This is a genomic window from Mesorhizobium sp. EU05-FHT14A09, assembly GCF_058790995.1.
The window spans coordinates 1,101,770-1,116,747 of the sequence record NZ_JBYTDF010000001.1; the positions used below are offsets into that span (position 1 = coordinate 1,101,770).

Below are 14,978 nucleotides of genomic sequence, written 5' to 3' on the forward strand. Positions count from 1 at the left end.
TCTGTCCGAGAATACGACATAACGTGGACGAACTATGCAGTCTGGCTTCATAATAGCGCGAGATCAGTTTGACGGGGTGGTCGCGCTCCTGCGCGTCGCGGAATTGCGCAGTTTTCGCGCAGCGGCACAGGAGCTCGGCGTTTCGCCATCGGCCCTCAGCCAGATCATTCGTGCCCTGGAAGCCCGCATCGGTGTGACCTTGCTCACCCGTACGACCCGCACTGTCGGCCTGACCGAGGCCGGCGAGCGTTTTGTCGATCATGCCCGTCCCGCTGTCGACCGCCTGATGCTCGGCTTCGAGGCTGCACAGGCACTGGGAGCCGAGGTGACAGGGTTGCTGCGCATCACCATGCCACGTCCGCTGTTGCCGTTTTTCTCCGATGAACTGCTCTCCGAATTCTGCGCTCGTTATCCGGCACTCGAGGTCGAGTTGTTTGCCGACAATGCGCTGACCGACATTGTCGGCGAGGGTTTCGACGCCGGCATTCGCCTTGGTGAACTGCTGGAGGCGGACATGGTGGCGTTGCGTCTCACTCCCGCCTTTCGGTTCGTCGTGGTCGGATCGCCAGATTATTTGGAGCGCCACGGCAAGCCACGGAAGCCGGCCGAACTGCAGGCTCATCGCTGCATTCGGTCACGCCGCGCCGCGCGCCGTTCCATCTATCGCTGGGAATTTGTGGAAGATAGTCGCGACATCGAGGTCTCGGTCGACGGTCCTTTGATCGTCAATGACGGCGCATTGAACATCGCTGCTGCCGTCAAAGGGCTGGGGCTGGCCTATGCGCCGGAGCCGATCGTCATGCATCACGTGCGCAAAGGCGAGCTGGAGATTGTGCTGGGGGACTATGCCCCGGACTCTCCGGGCCTTTTTCTCTACTATCCCAGTCGCTCGCAGATGTTGCCGAAGCTCAGGGCTTTCATCGATTTCGCACGGGAGCGGGTCCGTGCCCGTTTTGCAAGGCTGATGGATTGATGTTGGCCATCATTGGTGCCCCGCTGCGAATTTCGAGCGCGAAACAACCGGCCCTACGTCTTGTCGAACGGCGCCGCAACCGGGTTCAAATAGGGCTTGCTTCAACCGGTGTCATCAGGAGGGGGGCATGGTGGTGACCGGTAAACTCCCCAAAAGGATCAGCGCCTTTCACCTTGATGGATTTGCCGACAAGTTTCTTGAGTAGGTGCTTGTCATTGATGAGTTGGATGCGATCGATGACCCTGCCGTCGTCCAGGGAGCTGTCACCGGTTACGCAAAATGGCTTGTTCAGCGTCAGGATGTAGGCAGGCTCTGGTTTGTCGCCGGTTCGTACGTCCTCATAATTCGGAGGACCAGGGAAAGTTGTGAGGCGCAAAACCCCGGTTGCTTTAACTGTCGGGTGTGTGGAGAGATCGAGACATGCCGCGAGGACGGGTGATGAAACGGTTGCCGCAACGAGAATGACCAGCGTGGGTAAAGCACGAACGCCGTACTTCGTGATGACCTTCAAAACAGCCCCCATCGCCACGTAGGAAATCATGACAATTCCACACTGTTCCGGTACCCACAGTGGTGTCAATGATGATAGCCTGTGCGGCGTCTCAGTTTGGCTGTCCAGATCCAAAACGATCACAAACGCGACGGCATTGGAGTAAATGGATTGGAATTGTTCAGAGTGCCATTGTGGCAAATTATGCGTCACTCCGCCTTTGCCGTTGCTTTGGTTATCTGCGTCGCCAGCCGGGCACTGGCCGTCGAGGGGCAAGCGATGATGTTGCCCGTCGACCCAGCGCCACTGGTTGCGGTGACGGCCAAGGGGGACCGTCCTTTCCAGATCGAGATTGCTGACGACGATGGCGAGCGCGAAGCCGGGCTGATGTTCCGCCAGACCATGCCGGATGATCGCGGCATGCTGTTCGTGTTTCCTCAGACCCAGGGTGTCGGCTTCTGGATGAAGAACACGCCGATGCGGCTGGACCTGCTCTTCATCGGACAGGACGGCCGGATCAAGGCGATCCGGCAGGGAGAGCCACAGTCGGAAGCCGTCATCGCGCCCAATGAACCGGTGCGTTTCGTGCTGGAGCTGAAAGCGGGTACCGCCGCGCGCGAGAACATCAAGGAGGGGGATCTCGTCAAGCATCCGGCCCTCAACGCTGTCTCAGGCGTCAACTGAAGGTAATTTCACGCAATGCAGTTTTTCAGCCATGACGGCTTTGATCTTGCCTTTCTCGATCGCCAGCCGGCCACGGGCAGCGGCGATCCCGTCCTGATGATCCACGGCTTTGCCTCGAGCCACTATGTCAACTGGGTCTCGCCGGGCTGGTTCAAGACGCTGAACGACGCGGGTTACCGCGCCATTGCCTTCGACCATCGTGGCCATGGCGCCTCCACCAAGAGTTATGACGGTGCCGATTATACGCCAGACAAGATGGCTTCGGATGCGGCTGCGCTGCTCGATCATCTCGGCATCGAGCGGGCGCATGTCATGGGTTATTCCATGGGCGCGCGCGTCTCCGCTTTCCTGGCGCTCTCGGACCCCGACAAGGTCGCCACGCTGGTTCTGGGCGGGCTGGGCATCGGCATGGTCGACGGCGTCGGCGACTGGGATCCGATCGCCGAGGCATTGATGGCGCCGGATGCCTCTGCCATCACGCATACGCGCGGCAAGATGTTCCGCAGTTTTGCCGACCAGACCAGAAGCGATCGCCATGCGCTCGCCGCTTGCATTGTCACGTCGCGCGAACTGCTTTCCGAAGACGAGGTTTCACGGATCGCGCAGCCAACGCTGGTGGCCGTCGGCACCACCGACGACATTGCCGGTTCGGCCGATGATCTGGCGGCCTTGATGCCGAACGCCGTGGCATTCCACATCGAAGGCCGCGATCATATGCTGTCGGTGGGGGACCGCACCTTCAAGAAACGGGTCCTGGAGTTTTACGCCGAACATCCGCTCTGAACGGCACGTGGTCGACCTTCTCGTTACATATCTGGACATGGCTGCACCGCCCGCCGGGCCCGCACTGGCGCCTCCGGATGGCATGGTGAGCCTTGCGCGCGAGTACCCGCCGCTCGACGACTATCTGGACCTCTATCGCACGGTTGGCGCTCCACTGGATTGGGATCAGCGGTTGCGCATGCCGAGGCAGGACCTAGCAGTGCTGCTGGCCAAGCCATCCACCTTGCTCAACGTCCTGCGCATGGACGGTGTGGCTGGCGGTTTCTGTGAGTTCATCGACGTCGGCGAACCGATCGTGGAACTGGCTCATTTCGGCTTGGCGCAGGCCTTCCAGGGCAGGGGACTTGGACCTTATCTGCTGGACAGGTCGCTGCGCGCCATCTGGGCGATGCGGCCGGAGCGGGTCTGGTTGCACACCGACACCAACGACCACCCCAAGGCACTGTCCGTTTATCTGCGGGCCGGTTTCTCCATTCGTGAACAGCGGATGGAGACGTTCCCGGACTAGCCCGGGGTGGACGCATCAAGCGCGTCGATGGAACGCCGGAGATTCTCCCGCGCCTGTTGTTCGTAGCGACTGCGGAAGACCTTGGTGTGGAAAATGTGGTCGCGCGCGAGGAACGTCTTCAAGACATTGCTGCGCCCGATCACCCAGAATGGTTCCTCCAACCAGGCATATTCGCGTCGCACCGCTGCCTCATACGCATCGAACGTTCCGGGCTCTGCGCCCAGGATAGACAAATCCATGTCAAGCAGAAGGGCGGTGTCGTGTCTCGCCGTCTCTGGTTCGATTTCGGGGACCGTGTGTGTGGCCGTCGCCTCGATCGTTCGGACGATGCGGTTGAGCCGTTCTGCACTGACGACCTCGATCAGTTTTTCGCGTGCGAGATCGGCGCTGCGCGCTTCGTTGTCCTTGGCGCGGCTGTCGTAGATCGCGTCGTGGAACCAGATCACCGCCTCGATTGCCTCGGCGTCGGCGAAGCATGGGCGATAATGGTCGAGCAGGCCGAGCAGTGCCTGGATATGAGCGATGCCGTGATAGTGGCGATCTTCGGCGCCGTAGAGTGCCGACAATTCTGCCTTCAATGCCGGCGAAATCAGCGAGGCGCTCATTGGCCGATGAACTCCGGTCTGCGACGCGCCTGGAAGGCGGCACGACCCTCGGCGTAGTCCGAACTTGTGAAGGTTCTATCGCCAGCGGCACGAGCAAGCTCAACGTCGGTCGCATCGCCACTCAGCTCCGCATGGATCGCCAGTTTCGACGCACGCACCGACAGCGGCGCATTGCCGGCGATGGTCGCTGCGAGCTCTGCGATGCGCCGCGCGAGTTCCGCCTGGGCCACGATCTCCAGCAGGAAACCTGCTCTGAGAGCGGTCTCGGCATCGATGCGATTGCCGGTGAAAGTCAGATAGCGCGCCATTTGTGGTCCCGCCGCGCCAACGATGTCACGCATGGCATCCTGCGGATAGGCGAGACCGAGTTTTGCGGCAGGCACGGCAAACGACGCATCCGGCGTTGCAATCCGCAGGTCGGCCGCAGCGGCAAGGCCGAAGCCGCCGCCGAAGCACACGCCATGCAACGCGGCGATCACCGGCACGCGCGCGTTGCGAATGGCGGCGAAGGCCGCGGAATTGGCCGCTTCATAGCCACGCGCATTGTCGCCGCCGCGCAACGTGTCGAATTCAGCGATATCGGCACCGGCGCAGAAATCGGCGCCGGCGCCGCTCAATGTGATGGCCCGCACAGACGCATTGGCGGACAAGGCTTCAAATTCGGCGGAGAGTGCCTGCCACATGGCGAAGGTGACGGCGTTCTTTTTCTGCGCCCGGTTGATGACAATCGAGGCCACCTTGTCGGTGACCGTCACGATCAAGGGTTCGTTTTCCATGCCCGGTTGAATTCCAGCCAGCCAAAACCATTTGAACACACACTAAGGAAAATTGAGTTCACCCGTGCTATGATATGGCTTATAGGACCGGCCGGATAAGACAAGCCGCCAGCGGAGACTGTCCATGAACAGCATCAGCATCGCCCGCTCCAACCTGTTGCAACCGGTAGACCCGATCTGGCGGTCCATTCGCGACGAGGCGACCGAGGCGGTCAACCGCGATCCGCTGCTGGCTGCGTTCCTCTACGCCACCATCCTGAACCAGGAGACGCTGGAAGAGGCAGTGATCCACCGCCTTGCCGAACGGCTGGCCCATCAGGACGTCGGTGCCGACCTGATCCGGCAGACCTTCAAGGCCATGCTGGACGATCAGCCCGAATGGTCCGATGTGGTGCGAACCGACATCCAGGCCTATTTCGACCGCGATCCGGCGTGCGACCGCTATCTGATGCCGGTTCTCTACTTCAAGGGCTTCCATGCGATCCAGACGCACCGTCTGGCGCACTGGCTGTGGAACCACGGCCGCCGCGATTTCGCGCTCTATGTGCAGAGCCGGTCGTCATCGGTGTTCCAGACCGACATCAACCCTGCCGCCCGGATCGGCAAGGGTATCTTCCTTGATCATGCCACCGGCTTCGTCGTCGGCGAGACGGCGGTCATCGAGGACGACGTTTCCATCCTGCATGGCGTGACACTGGGCGGTACCGGCAAGGCCGGTGGCGACCGTCACCCCAAGATCCGCCACGGCGTGCTGATCGGCGCCGGCGCAAAGATCCTCGGCAACATCGAGATCGGCCATTGCTCCAAGGTGGCGGCCGGTTCGGTCGTGCTCTCGGCGGTGCCGCACAACAAGACGGTTGCCGGCGTGCCGGCACGTGTCGTGGGCGAGACCGGCTGCGACCAGCCGTCCCGCCAGATGGACCAGTTGCTGCCATCACAGTCGATGGAGCACGTTGTTTCCTTCGACATCTGAACCAGTTCCAGATCTCTGGATTTTGGGGGCGCCAGCGCCGCTTCATTGTGCGACGGAGCTTGTCACCAACAGGCGTGCCCGCCTTTACATCGCCATCCTTGCCGTGCCAGAAGCGCGGAACGCCGAGAGCGCCGGATGGTGCCGGGCAGCCATTTCCTAGAGCGTTTCCGTTTTTCACGGAAACGCGGAAACGCTCTAGGCTTTTGTTTTTGCCGCATTTTTGTAACGCCAAGTGATTCCACTTGGCTACAAAATGCTCTAGCGGAGAAAGCCGTTGAAACCCGACGAAATCAGAAAGCTGGACGCCTACTTCAAACGCGTCTTCCAGAACCCGAATCTTGAAGTGAAGGCGCGTCCTCGCAAGGAAGATTCTGCCGAACTTTATATCGGCGACGAGTTCCTGGGCCTTGTCTACAAGGATGAGGAAGAAGGCGACTACAATTTCTCGATGGCGATCCTCGACATCGATCTCGGCTGATAAGATTGGCACTGCCCCTAGAGCGTTTCCGTTTTTCACGGAAATGCGGAAACGCTCTAAGGTTTAGTTTTGCCGCATTTTCGTAACGCCAAGTGATCCCACTTGGCCCCAGATGCTCGAGTGGCGGCGCCTTCAATTCTTCGACGGTGCGCCCGTATTCACAGTGCGCGCTGCGAAAGCCAGGACGGTTGCGTCCAGTGCTGGCCATTGGGCCAGGAATTCTTTCGGGAACCGGTAAGTAAGGCTCAGCCTTTCGCCGACGAGCACATCGCGCTCGCAGGGGGCGAGCGATTCTTCCGCGCTCGGCCCGGCGAGGCAGCGCGCAACGAACGGCTCCTGTCCGGGGCGCTCGGCCACGATCAACGTCTCGTTGAGATAGCCGGACTTTTCAATGAAATTGTAGATCATGCTTCCCGCGGGCCCGGGCGTACCGGGTTGTGCGATCAGCGATGAATAGATCGGCCCAAGGCGACCACTCATATCGCGCGACATCGCCTGTTCTTCGAAAGTCAGAAACAGGACGGTGCGTTTGCCGCGCGCATTGTTAAAGTCGTCCCGCGCGGCGGTCGAGTATCCGTCCATCCTGGGGTAGCGCAAATAGAGATCGAGCCGCTCGGCACTGCCGTCGCGACGCGCTTTGTCGAAACGGATCACGTTGGCCGGCACCGCCAAAACATTGTTGCCGATGATCACCCTGCGCAGTTTTGTATCGTCGGAATAGCCGCCCATGGCGATGGAATGGCCCAGCCATTTCCCGGCAGCGCTGATAGCCAGTGACAGCAATGCCACGGCCGCGAAAACGTAGAACACCTTCACCATCAGGCGGGAATCGAGAACCGTGAATTCGGGCGTGTCCGCTGCGGCTTTGCTCATCTCTATCCCGAAGGCTGTATCCTGCTGTTGGTGCCGCGCGTGTGCGATTCCAACAGGATGTCGGTCCAGCTTCGACTGTGGGGATTTATGGTAAACGGACGGTAAAGGTGTGGCTGCTTGTCATGGCTGTGGCGCGTCCTCTACTCTCCGCGCGACCTGAATTTGAACTCCGAGGAAAAGATGCCGACTTATGCATTGGATGGAAAAGCGCCGCGCTTCGTCGATGCCGACAGCAACTGGATCGCGCCCGATGCAACATTGATCGGTGACATCACGCTGGGCCGTAATGCCGGCATCTGGTTCGGCGTGGTCATTCGCGGCGACAACGAGCCGATTCTCATCGGTGACGACACCAATGTGCAGGAGCATACCATCATGCACACCGATATCGGCTTCCCGCTTACCATCGGTACCGGCTGCACCATCGGCCATCGTGCGATGCTGCACGGCTGCAGCATCGGTGACAACAGCCTTATCGGCATGGGTGCCATCGTGCTGAATGGCGCGAAGATCGGCAACAACTGCCTGGTTGGCGCTGGCGCGCTGGTGACCGAGGGCAAGGTGTTTCCAGACAATTCGTTGATCGTCGGTTCACCGGCACGCGTCATTCGTACGCTTGACGAGAGCGCGGTCGCCGGCCTGCGCAATTCGGCCGCCCACTATGTCGCCAACGGCAAGCGCTTCAAGGTCGGTCTTGCCGCCACGTGATCCAGCTGTTGGATCGGGCCGCCACCTGAAAAAGGTGGAGCCGGCCCGGGGACTGGGCCGGCTCCGTGACCCGGTCGTCGGGGACGGGGAGGGTGGGGACTCGACCGGGTTTCCGTGATGTCCTTGACGTGCGAGGCGTGGGCCGTGCCTGGTCTCAGCGGACGCTGGCGACGGCGTCGGCGCGGCCATCGGTGATCGTTACCCACACACCGGAGTTCGTCTCGGACTGGCGCTTGAGATAGGTGTAGGGCGTCTGGCTCCACAGCAGGACCTTCGGCTGCAGGTTGTCGAGCACGAAGTCGCCCATCGAAGTGCGGACGGTGAGCACGGCGTGACCATCGCCGTTCGGCTGGCGCGCCACGGTGATGAGAAGATCTCCTGCGGGGACGCCGGCCCTCATCAATTGGCGGCGCTTCTCCAGGGCATAGTCTTCGCAATCGCCATAGCCCTTGTCCGGATAGGCCCAGTATTCCTCGATGCCATAGGCTTCCAGATCGGTGACGGGTTTCACCTTGGTGTTGACGTCGTTGTTGACCGAAATCATCGTCGCCCACAATTTGCGCGACAAATCGATCGGTGCGCCCTTTGCCGTGCGCTGGCTGCATTCGTCAGGCAGCCGCTGGCAGAGCTCATAGTGGCCGACGGGCTGCGTCGTGCGAGCGCCGGTAGGCATATAGTCGCCGCCAGCCTTTGCGGTCCCCACCGCGCCGACCAGCACAGCCACCGCCACCAGCAGCTTGCGTCCAAATCCGTGCATCCTGTCGTCTCCCCGTTTGAGGTGACAATGACATGGTCGGATTTATTTGACGCAAAACGGCGAAGTAGATATTGAATAAAAGGCGGAACGATTTGAAAACTATTTCAAACTCAATAAGTATAAAATAGTTACGATTTTTGTTATATATTGTTAACCATGCTGCCGTGGGCTCGAGCAGAGGTGGCGAACATGGCGATTTGCCGACCGACCATCGCTGGATTTCGAACTGGCGAAACGCCGAAAAAGCGTGTGGCGTGATCCCGCGGAAGGGCTTGCCTTTCAAACGGCAAAGGCGCAAGCCTTGCTGCATCAACAGGTTTTGCCAATTGAGTTTTGTCCGAGGGGCGGCCGCGGGTCTGTAGATGGACGAGGAGATCCAGAAAAGGTCCGGCCATCGCCAGTCGTCGGTTCTTCCCGATGATCATAATCTGCTGCGCAGCATCATCGACCACGCGGCCGTGGCAATGGCGTTGCTTGATGAAGACGGTCGATGTCTTTTTGCCAACGGCACTTTTGGTGCATTGTTTGGCCGGGAGCCATGGGCCTGCGTCGGCCTTCTCGTGTCGGAGATCGTGCATCCCGATGACCGTGCAGGTTTTGTAGCGCCTTTGCTGGCGCAGGCCGGCGTGGAGCGCCGCTATCGACGCGCCGACGGCAGCATCTTTCATGGTCTGACCAACATCGCGGTGCTGGAGAGGGTGGGACGTGGCGACCCATTCCGCTTTATCCTGCAACTCATCGACATCGATGCGAGAAGGCTTGCCGAACAAATTCTCGCCGGGAATGAACGGCGACTGAGTGAAGCATTGCTTGGATCCGACCAGGCTGTCTGGGACAACGACGTCGTTGCAGGGCGGATGTGGGTCTCAGCGCAGATGACGACCATGCTTGGCCTCGAAGCGCGCGAAATGACGATCAGCGCGAACGAGTGGCACGAGAGGGTACACCCAGATGATCGGGACCGGGTCGGCCGCGCCGCAAGAGACGTCGTCAAAGGCATACTGCCTGCACATGACGAAATTTATCGGCTCCGCCATGAAGACGGTCATTGGGTCTGGGTTCGGGCTCGCGGCAGGGTCGTCTCGCGGATGCCCGACGGGCGATCGCATCGGCTTGTCGGCACCGTTACCGACATCTCGCGCCAGAAAGAGATGGAGACGCAGCTCGCCGATGCTTCCGAGCGTCTGGACATCGCATTGGAAACCGGCGGGATCGGCATCTTCCACGTCGATTTTCCATCCGGGTTCCGCCACTGGGATGCGCGGACGCACGAGTTGCACGGGGTCAGCCAGGAAACCTTCGATGGCACGGTCGATTCATTCAAGCGTCTGCTCCATCCCGATGACCTGCTCAAGGTAGACCGGGTCCGGAACGCTGCCCTGCTTCAGCAGGAGCGTTACCAGACGGACTATCGCGTCAAGACGGATGTACCGGACACCTATCGCCATATCCGGGTTTCTGTCCGCCTTCTGCGCGACCCGGATGGCTCGGTGCGTCGTGGCATTGGTGCCTGCTGGGACATCACCGGCGACGTTGAGCGAGCGACCGAGTTGACCGAAACGCTGGAACAGCTTTCTGGTGTCACCGACCGCCTGCAACTGGCTCTCGAGGCCGGCCATATCGGCACTTTCGACATCGACTGTGCGACCGGTATCCGAAAATGGGACGCGCGCGCCTATGCGCTTCACGGCGTGACGCCGGAAACCTATGACGGGTCGCGTGAAAATTTCTACACGCTGCTTCATCCGGAAGACATTGCGCGCGTGCGTGAACAGACCCGTCACTTCACGGAATCGCGCGATACTTTCACCTCCGTCGAATACAGGGCAGTTCATCCCGCTTCGGGGGATGTTCATCACATCCGCGTTGCAACCAAGGCAATCCGTCGGCCGGACGGTGAGGTTCGCCGTTTTGTTGGTGTCTGCTGGGACATCACCGAGCAGATCGAGCGGTCCAGGCAATTGCACGATGCGCTGGCTCTTCTGGAGGCCGTGATGCGTGGCACGCCGGACCTGATCTATGCCAAGGATATCGAAGGGCGCTATCTGCTCACCAACAAATCGGTCGAGCAACTGGCTGGTCGCGCGAGCGCCGATATACTGGGTCTGTTCGACCATGAGGTGTTTCCGAAAGCCACGGCGGACACCGTGGTCGTCCACGACAAGCAAGTCATGCAGACCGGCAAGCCATTCACAGTCGAGGAGACCGTGCTGGTGGACGGTGTGCTGCGAACCTATTCGTCGACCAAGGCGCCTCGTCTGGACGAAAAAGGGGGCATCGTTGGCATCGTCGGCATTTCGCGTGACATCACCGAGGCCAAGGCTGCGGAAGCGGCGCTACGCAGAAGCGAGATGCGCTGGCAGTTTGCTGTCGATGGCGCCGGCGATGGTATCTGGGATTGGAACCTGGAGACAGGCCACGTCTTCTACTCCCATCGCTGGAAAAGCATGCTGGGTTATGACGAGGACGACATCGGCAATGCGGTCAGCGATTGGTCGGACCATGTCCATCCGCAGGATCTGCCGCGCTGCATGGAGATCATCGAAAAACATTTCCGCAGTGAGACAACCGACTTTGTCCTCGAACACCGCATGCGGGCCAAGGACGGTACTTGGCGCTGGATCTACGATCGCGGCAAGGTGATCGAGAGGGATGAGGCCGGCAAGCCGTTGCGCTGCATCGGGACCCATACCGACATCACCGAGCGGAAGGAGGCGGAGCAGGCTATCCTGGCTTTGAACCAGCGCCTGCAATTGGCGGTCGAGGCATCCGAGGCCGGTATCTTCGAGCTCGATTTCGTCACCGGGCAGTTCACCTGGGACGAACGCATGTATGAATTGTACGAGCTATCGCCTGAGGATTTCAACGGCACGCTCGAGCATTGGATGACCTTCATCCATCCCGATGATGTGCCGGAAGTGTTGCGTCGTTATGAAGTCGGGGTCCAGGAAACATCGATCTTTTCCATGGACGTGCGCATCCGGCGCCAGCATTCGGGTGACATGCGTCATATCCGATCGCTCGCCAAGTTGTCGCGGGATGAAAGCGGCTCGCCTTTGCGTGCCGTCGGGATGAATTGGGACATCACCGAGCATATCGCCTTGGCCCAGGCCGTGTTCGAGGAAAAGGAACGCTTGCGCATCACGCTGCACTCGATCGGCGACTCGGTGATTTCAACCGATGCGCACGCGCGCATCACATTCATGAACCCGGTTGCCGAACAGATGACCGGCTGGCTGGCGAGCGAAGCGGCCGGCATGCCTTTGCGCGACGTATTCCGGATCGTCGACGAAAAGACCGGTGATCCGATCCCGGATCCGGTAGAAACCTGCCTCGACCGGCTGCAGCCTTTCTATCTGAGCGATGCCGCGATCCTGATCGGCCGTGACGGCGAGCGGCGAAGCGTCCGCGACTCCGCTGCGCCGGTGCGCACGGCTTCAGGCGAAGTGATCGGTGCGGTTCTGGTCTTCCAGGATGTAACCAAGGCCCGTACGCTGCAGCAGGCGCTGGAGCATTCAGCCAGCCATGACAGCCTGACAGGCTTGCCCAACCGTACGGCTTTCGAACGAGAGCTCAGGATCGCGACCGAGCAGGCTCGTTCGCGTGGGCAGGAGCATGTCATGTGCTTTATCGATCTCGATCGCTTCAAGCTGGTCAATGACAGCGCCGGTCACGCCGCCGGCGACGCATTGCTGCGTGAAGTCGCCAATGTGATGCGCAGGGTCTGCCGTGAAGACGACATCGTCGCTCGCCTTGGCGGCGACGAGTTCGGTCTGCTGCTTTACGAGTGCGGAACTGCCGACGGCGAAAAGATCACCCAGCAGCTGCTGCGCCAGCTCGCCGCGCTGAAATTCGTCTGGGATGACCGCACCTACCAGATTGGTGCAAGCATCGGCTTGACCATCATCGGGCCGGAGGGGCTGCGCATCGACGAGTTGATGAGCCAGGCCGACATTGCCTGTTACACGGCAAAAACCGCGGGCCGCAACCAGGTGTCGGTTTATGGTGGCGCGGGCAGTGATGCGCATCGAAACCATCGCCAGGTCCAGGTGGCGGCAGGCATCCGCAATGCCATCGAGGCCAACCGGTTCAGACTATTCGCCCAGCAGGTGCGCGATCTCAGCGGCCGCTCGAACGGCACTTTGCACTATGAAATTCTGCTCAGGATGCTTGGCGACGATGGCGGCATCGTCGAACCTGCGGCCTTCATTCCGGCATCCGAACACTACGATCTCATGGGCAACATCGACCGTTGGGTCATCCGCACCACATTCCGTGACTTCGGCGAGCGTCTGGCATCGGCGGAGAATCTGTCCTTTGCCATCAACCTGTCAGCCAACTCGCTCAACGACCCGTTCCTGTGGCCGTTCCTGCAGGAGGAATTGGGCCGCTCTGGTCTTGCGCCGGGGCGACTGCATTTCGAGATTACCGAAACGGCGGTCATGAACAATCTATCAGCGGCCAAGCAGTTCCTGTCCAAGGCGCGCACGGCCGGCTGCGGCGTGGTTCTGGACGATTTTGGCACCGGCCTGAGCTCGTTCAGCTATCTCAGGCAGTTTCCGGTCAACGGCTTGAAAATCGACGGCAGCTTCATCCGTCAGGTCACGGAGAACGATCTCGATCGCGCCATCGTGGAATCGATCAATGCCGTCGGCCACCGCCTGGGCGCCATCACCGTTGCCGAGCAGGTCGAGGACAAAAAGACACTCGAGCTGGTGAAGGCCATGGGCATCGACCAGGCGCAGGGATATGCGATTGCCATGCCGCAGCCGCTGGAGACGATTTTCTGACAGCCGAGGGGACAACGGCACTGTTGCAGACGATGTCCTCTGGCCCGCGGACTAAGTCCGCGGCCGGTTGAATTCGGAATCGAGCGTTTCCGGACGCTGCACGACCGCGAACTCGATGGCGATGCCTTCTTCGAAGTGACGCACCACCTGACCCCGCATGGTGCCCAGCACCACCTGGACACCCTTGGCTGGTTTGACATCGATCTCGATGGCCGCGCCCGACAGCGACAGATCGATGATGCGGCACTGGTACTGGCGTCCGTCCGAAAGCTGCAGCATGCTCATCGGGTTGCGCGGTGCGACGCGCTCGTGGCGCCGGTCTTCCGGCAGGTCGAGCTCGTGCTTGTTGGCCAGCCAGGTGAGCTGCGCGGCCAGCTTGTCGCGTTTGCGCTCCGAGGCCACCACGGTCATGGCGAAGCCGTCCTGAAGGCGCCGCGTCACCACGCCTTCGATTCGGCCGATATGGTCGAGATAGGCGATCACCTTCTCGCCCGGGTCGCCGACCCGGTCGGCGCGAAGAGCCACGTTGCCAGGTGACATGTCGATGACCTGGCAGGGATGCTCCGTGCGGTCCTCAAGCATGAAACGGCCATAGATCTTCACGCGGACGCGCTGAAAGTTGCGCCTTTCAGCCGCCGCCGGCTCGATCGCCGCTGACCTCATCACCGTTCAATACCTCGTTGGCATTCCCGCGCCGCTGCGAGGAATTTCAGCGGAACGCTACACGATGAGAAGTTAAGAAAGCTGAAAATGTTAACGTCAGCTTAGAGGATTTACTCTTCTTCACGCCCACCTTCGAGCACGACCAGATGGCGCACGCGCCTTGCTCCGCCGAAGGCTCCCTTCAGGCCGGCCCGACCAAGTTCCGTTGGTGCGAGCGATGGAGCGGGGATAGCCGTCCGGCTGGTCAGGGCAGCCATTTCCTTGTCAGGATCGATGACACGGACCGACGCGATCACTGCGCTGACGATGGGGTCGGCGCCCAACCAGAACGGCTTTTCGGCGACGCTGACGACGCCCAAGCAGCGTGGGTGTTCCGCACCGCCGTCGAGCGGCAACGCCAGCAGTTCGAACGTGCAGGAATGGCCGCCGCGGCTCATGCCTTCATAGCTGATCAGGACCGCTGAATTCTGCTCGAAAACCCCCTGCATCAGGCGGGATACCAAGCGTTGATCCTTTTCCAGCCAAAGTGAAGGGAAGGAGAAACCCTTCAGCTCACGGCCATAGGTGGCGCACAGCCTCGTGCCGGCGAGCCGGAAGACGGCCTCGCCACGCGTATCCTTCTCAAGAATGAAGGTGTCGGCCAGCAATGTCTTTATATCAGCAGGCTCTACCTCGGTTCGCCGGGGTGCCGGGCGGCCGCGGCGCAGCCGGTTCCAATATTGGAACAGTGCGATCGATCCGTTCAGGTTCATAGTCGATATGCTCCGCGCCATCCGTCCGTCAGATGTGCCATCGGGGAACAGGTGGGCGTTTTCCGATGACCTACATGGGACGCGGAGCAGGATGCGTGCCAGTCTGGATGCCAATTGTTAACCGGCCGGGGTCATTAAGGTTAACGAACGGTTTAGATTGCTGTT

At 60.6% G+C, this 14,978-nt stretch carries 15 protein-coding genes and 1 pseudogene; 9 read left to right on the forward strand and 7 right to left on the reverse strand.

Going from position 1 to position 14,978, the window contains the following annotated elements:
• Positions 1-34 precede the first annotated feature (34 nt).
• Positions 35-973 (forward strand): LysR family transcriptional regulator, encoded by a 939-nt coding sequence (locus AC3WTO_RS05105; protein WP_492459590.1) that lies wholly within the window; start codon positions 35-37, stop codon positions 971-973.
• An 85-nt stretch (positions 974-1,058) separates the two neighbouring features.
• On the opposite strand, the gene AC3WTO_RS05110 is transcribed toward AC3WTO_RS05105, so the two are convergent.
• Positions 1,059-1,739, reverse strand: coding sequence for a DUF4431 domain-containing protein (locus tag AC3WTO_RS05110; protein ID WP_492459591.1), 681 nt, complete (start codon positions 1,737-1,739; stop codon positions 1,059-1,061).
• Between the two features lie 3 nt (positions 1,740-1,742).
• Here AC3WTO_RS05110 and AC3WTO_RS05115 point away from each other — a divergent pair, with 3 nt between their 5' ends.
• The 3 genes from AC3WTO_RS05115 to AC3WTO_RS05125 are packed head-to-tail and all read left to right on the forward strand — an operon-like array spanning position 1,743 to position 3,438.
• The gene (locus AC3WTO_RS05115) at positions 1,743-2,147 is read left to right on the forward strand and encodes a DUF192 domain-containing protein (protein ID WP_492459592.1); all 405 of its coding nucleotides are present in this window, start codon (positions 1,743-1,745) and stop codon (positions 2,145-2,147) included.
• Between the two features lie 15 nt (positions 2,148-2,162).
• The gene (locus AC3WTO_RS05120; protein ID WP_492459593.1) at positions 2,163-2,930 is read left to right on the forward strand and encodes an alpha/beta fold hydrolase; all 768 of its coding nucleotides are present in this window, start codon (positions 2,163-2,165) and stop codon (positions 2,928-2,930) included.
• Between the two features lie 7 nt (positions 2,931-2,937).
• A complete protein-coding gene (locus AC3WTO_RS05125; protein WP_492459594.1) occupies positions 2,938-3,438 on the forward strand; it encodes a GNAT family N-acetyltransferase in 501 nt (166 codons plus the stop codon).
• Here the strand turns inward: AC3WTO_RS05125 and AC3WTO_RS05130 are convergent.
• On the reverse strand, positions 3,435-4,043 hold the full coding sequence (locus tag AC3WTO_RS05130; protein WP_492459596.1) for an HD domain-containing protein: 609 nt from the start codon (positions 4,041-4,043) through the stop codon (positions 3,435-3,437). The two genes, AC3WTO_RS05125 and AC3WTO_RS05130, sit on opposite strands and share 4 nt — an antisense overlap.
• Positions 4,040-4,819 (reverse strand): enoyl-CoA hydratase-related protein, encoded by a 780-nt coding sequence (locus AC3WTO_RS05135; protein WP_492459597.1) that lies wholly within the window; start codon positions 4,817-4,819, stop codon positions 4,040-4,042. Before AC3WTO_RS05135 ends, AC3WTO_RS05130 begins: the two co-directional genes overlap by 4 nt.
• Before the next feature lie 124 nt (positions 4,820-4,943).
• On the opposite strand from AC3WTO_RS05135, the gene cysE reads away from it, so the two are divergent.
• Together cysE and AC3WTO_RS05145 are read left to right on the forward strand one after the other, a co-directional pair.
• Positions 4,944-5,792, forward strand: coding sequence for a serine O-acetyltransferase (gene cysE, locus AC3WTO_RS05140; RefSeq protein ID WP_492459598.1), 849 nt, complete (start codon positions 4,944-4,946; stop codon positions 5,790-5,792).
• 274 nt (positions 5,793-6,066) lie between these two features.
• Positions 6,067-6,270 (forward strand): DUF3126 family protein, encoded by a 204-nt coding sequence (locus tag AC3WTO_RS05145; protein WP_054313098.1) that lies wholly within the window; start codon positions 6,067-6,069, stop codon positions 6,268-6,270.
• 132 nt (positions 6,271-6,402) lie between these two features.
• Here the strand turns inward: AC3WTO_RS05145 and AC3WTO_RS05150 are convergent, their stop codons facing one another.
• Complete coding sequence (locus AC3WTO_RS05150; RefSeq protein WP_492459599.1) at positions 6,403-7,143, reverse strand: hypothetical protein; 741 nt, start codon at positions 7,141-7,143, stop codon at positions 6,403-6,405.
• A 180-nt stretch (positions 7,144-7,323) separates the two neighbouring features.
• Here AC3WTO_RS05150 and AC3WTO_RS05155 point away from each other — a divergent pair, with 180 nt between their 5' ends.
• Entirely contained in the window at positions 7,324-7,851 is a 528-nt protein-coding gene (locus tag AC3WTO_RS05155) for a gamma carbonic anhydrase family protein (RefSeq protein ID WP_492459600.1), read from the forward strand.
• Positions 7,852-8,005: 154 nt separating this feature from the next.
• On the opposite strand, the gene AC3WTO_RS05160 is transcribed toward AC3WTO_RS05155, so the two are convergent.
• Positions 8,006-8,608: a transglutaminase-like cysteine peptidase gene (locus AC3WTO_RS05160; RefSeq protein WP_492459601.1), complete on the reverse strand. Its 603-nt coding sequence runs from the start codon at positions 8,606-8,608 to the stop codon at positions 8,006-8,008.
• Positions 8,609-9,072: 464 nt separating this feature from the next.
• Between AC3WTO_RS05160 and AC3WTO_RS05165 the strand changes: the two are divergent.
• Positions 9,073-9,318 (forward strand): annotated as a pseudogene (locus AC3WTO_RS05165) (PAS domain-containing protein); the annotation flags it as partial.
• A gap of 96 nt (positions 9,319-9,414) precedes the next feature.
• Complete coding sequence (locus AC3WTO_RS05170) at positions 9,415-13,398, forward strand: PAS domain-containing protein (RefSeq protein WP_492558407.1); 3,984 nt, start codon at positions 9,415-9,417, stop codon at positions 13,396-13,398.
• Between the two features lie 51 nt (positions 13,399-13,449).
• Here the strand turns inward: AC3WTO_RS05170 and AC3WTO_RS05175 are convergent, their stop codons facing one another.
• Positions 13,450-14,061 (reverse strand): PilZ domain-containing protein, encoded by a 612-nt coding sequence (locus AC3WTO_RS05175; RefSeq protein ID WP_492459602.1) that lies wholly within the window; start codon positions 14,059-14,061, stop codon positions 13,450-13,452.
• A 110-nt stretch (positions 14,062-14,171) separates the two neighbouring features.
• Positions 14,172-14,813, reverse strand: a complete 642-nt coding sequence (locus AC3WTO_RS05180) for a PAS domain-containing protein (protein WP_492459603.1) — start codon at positions 14,811-14,813, stop codon at positions 14,172-14,174.
• Between the last annotated feature and the right edge of the window lie 165 nt (positions 14,814-14,978).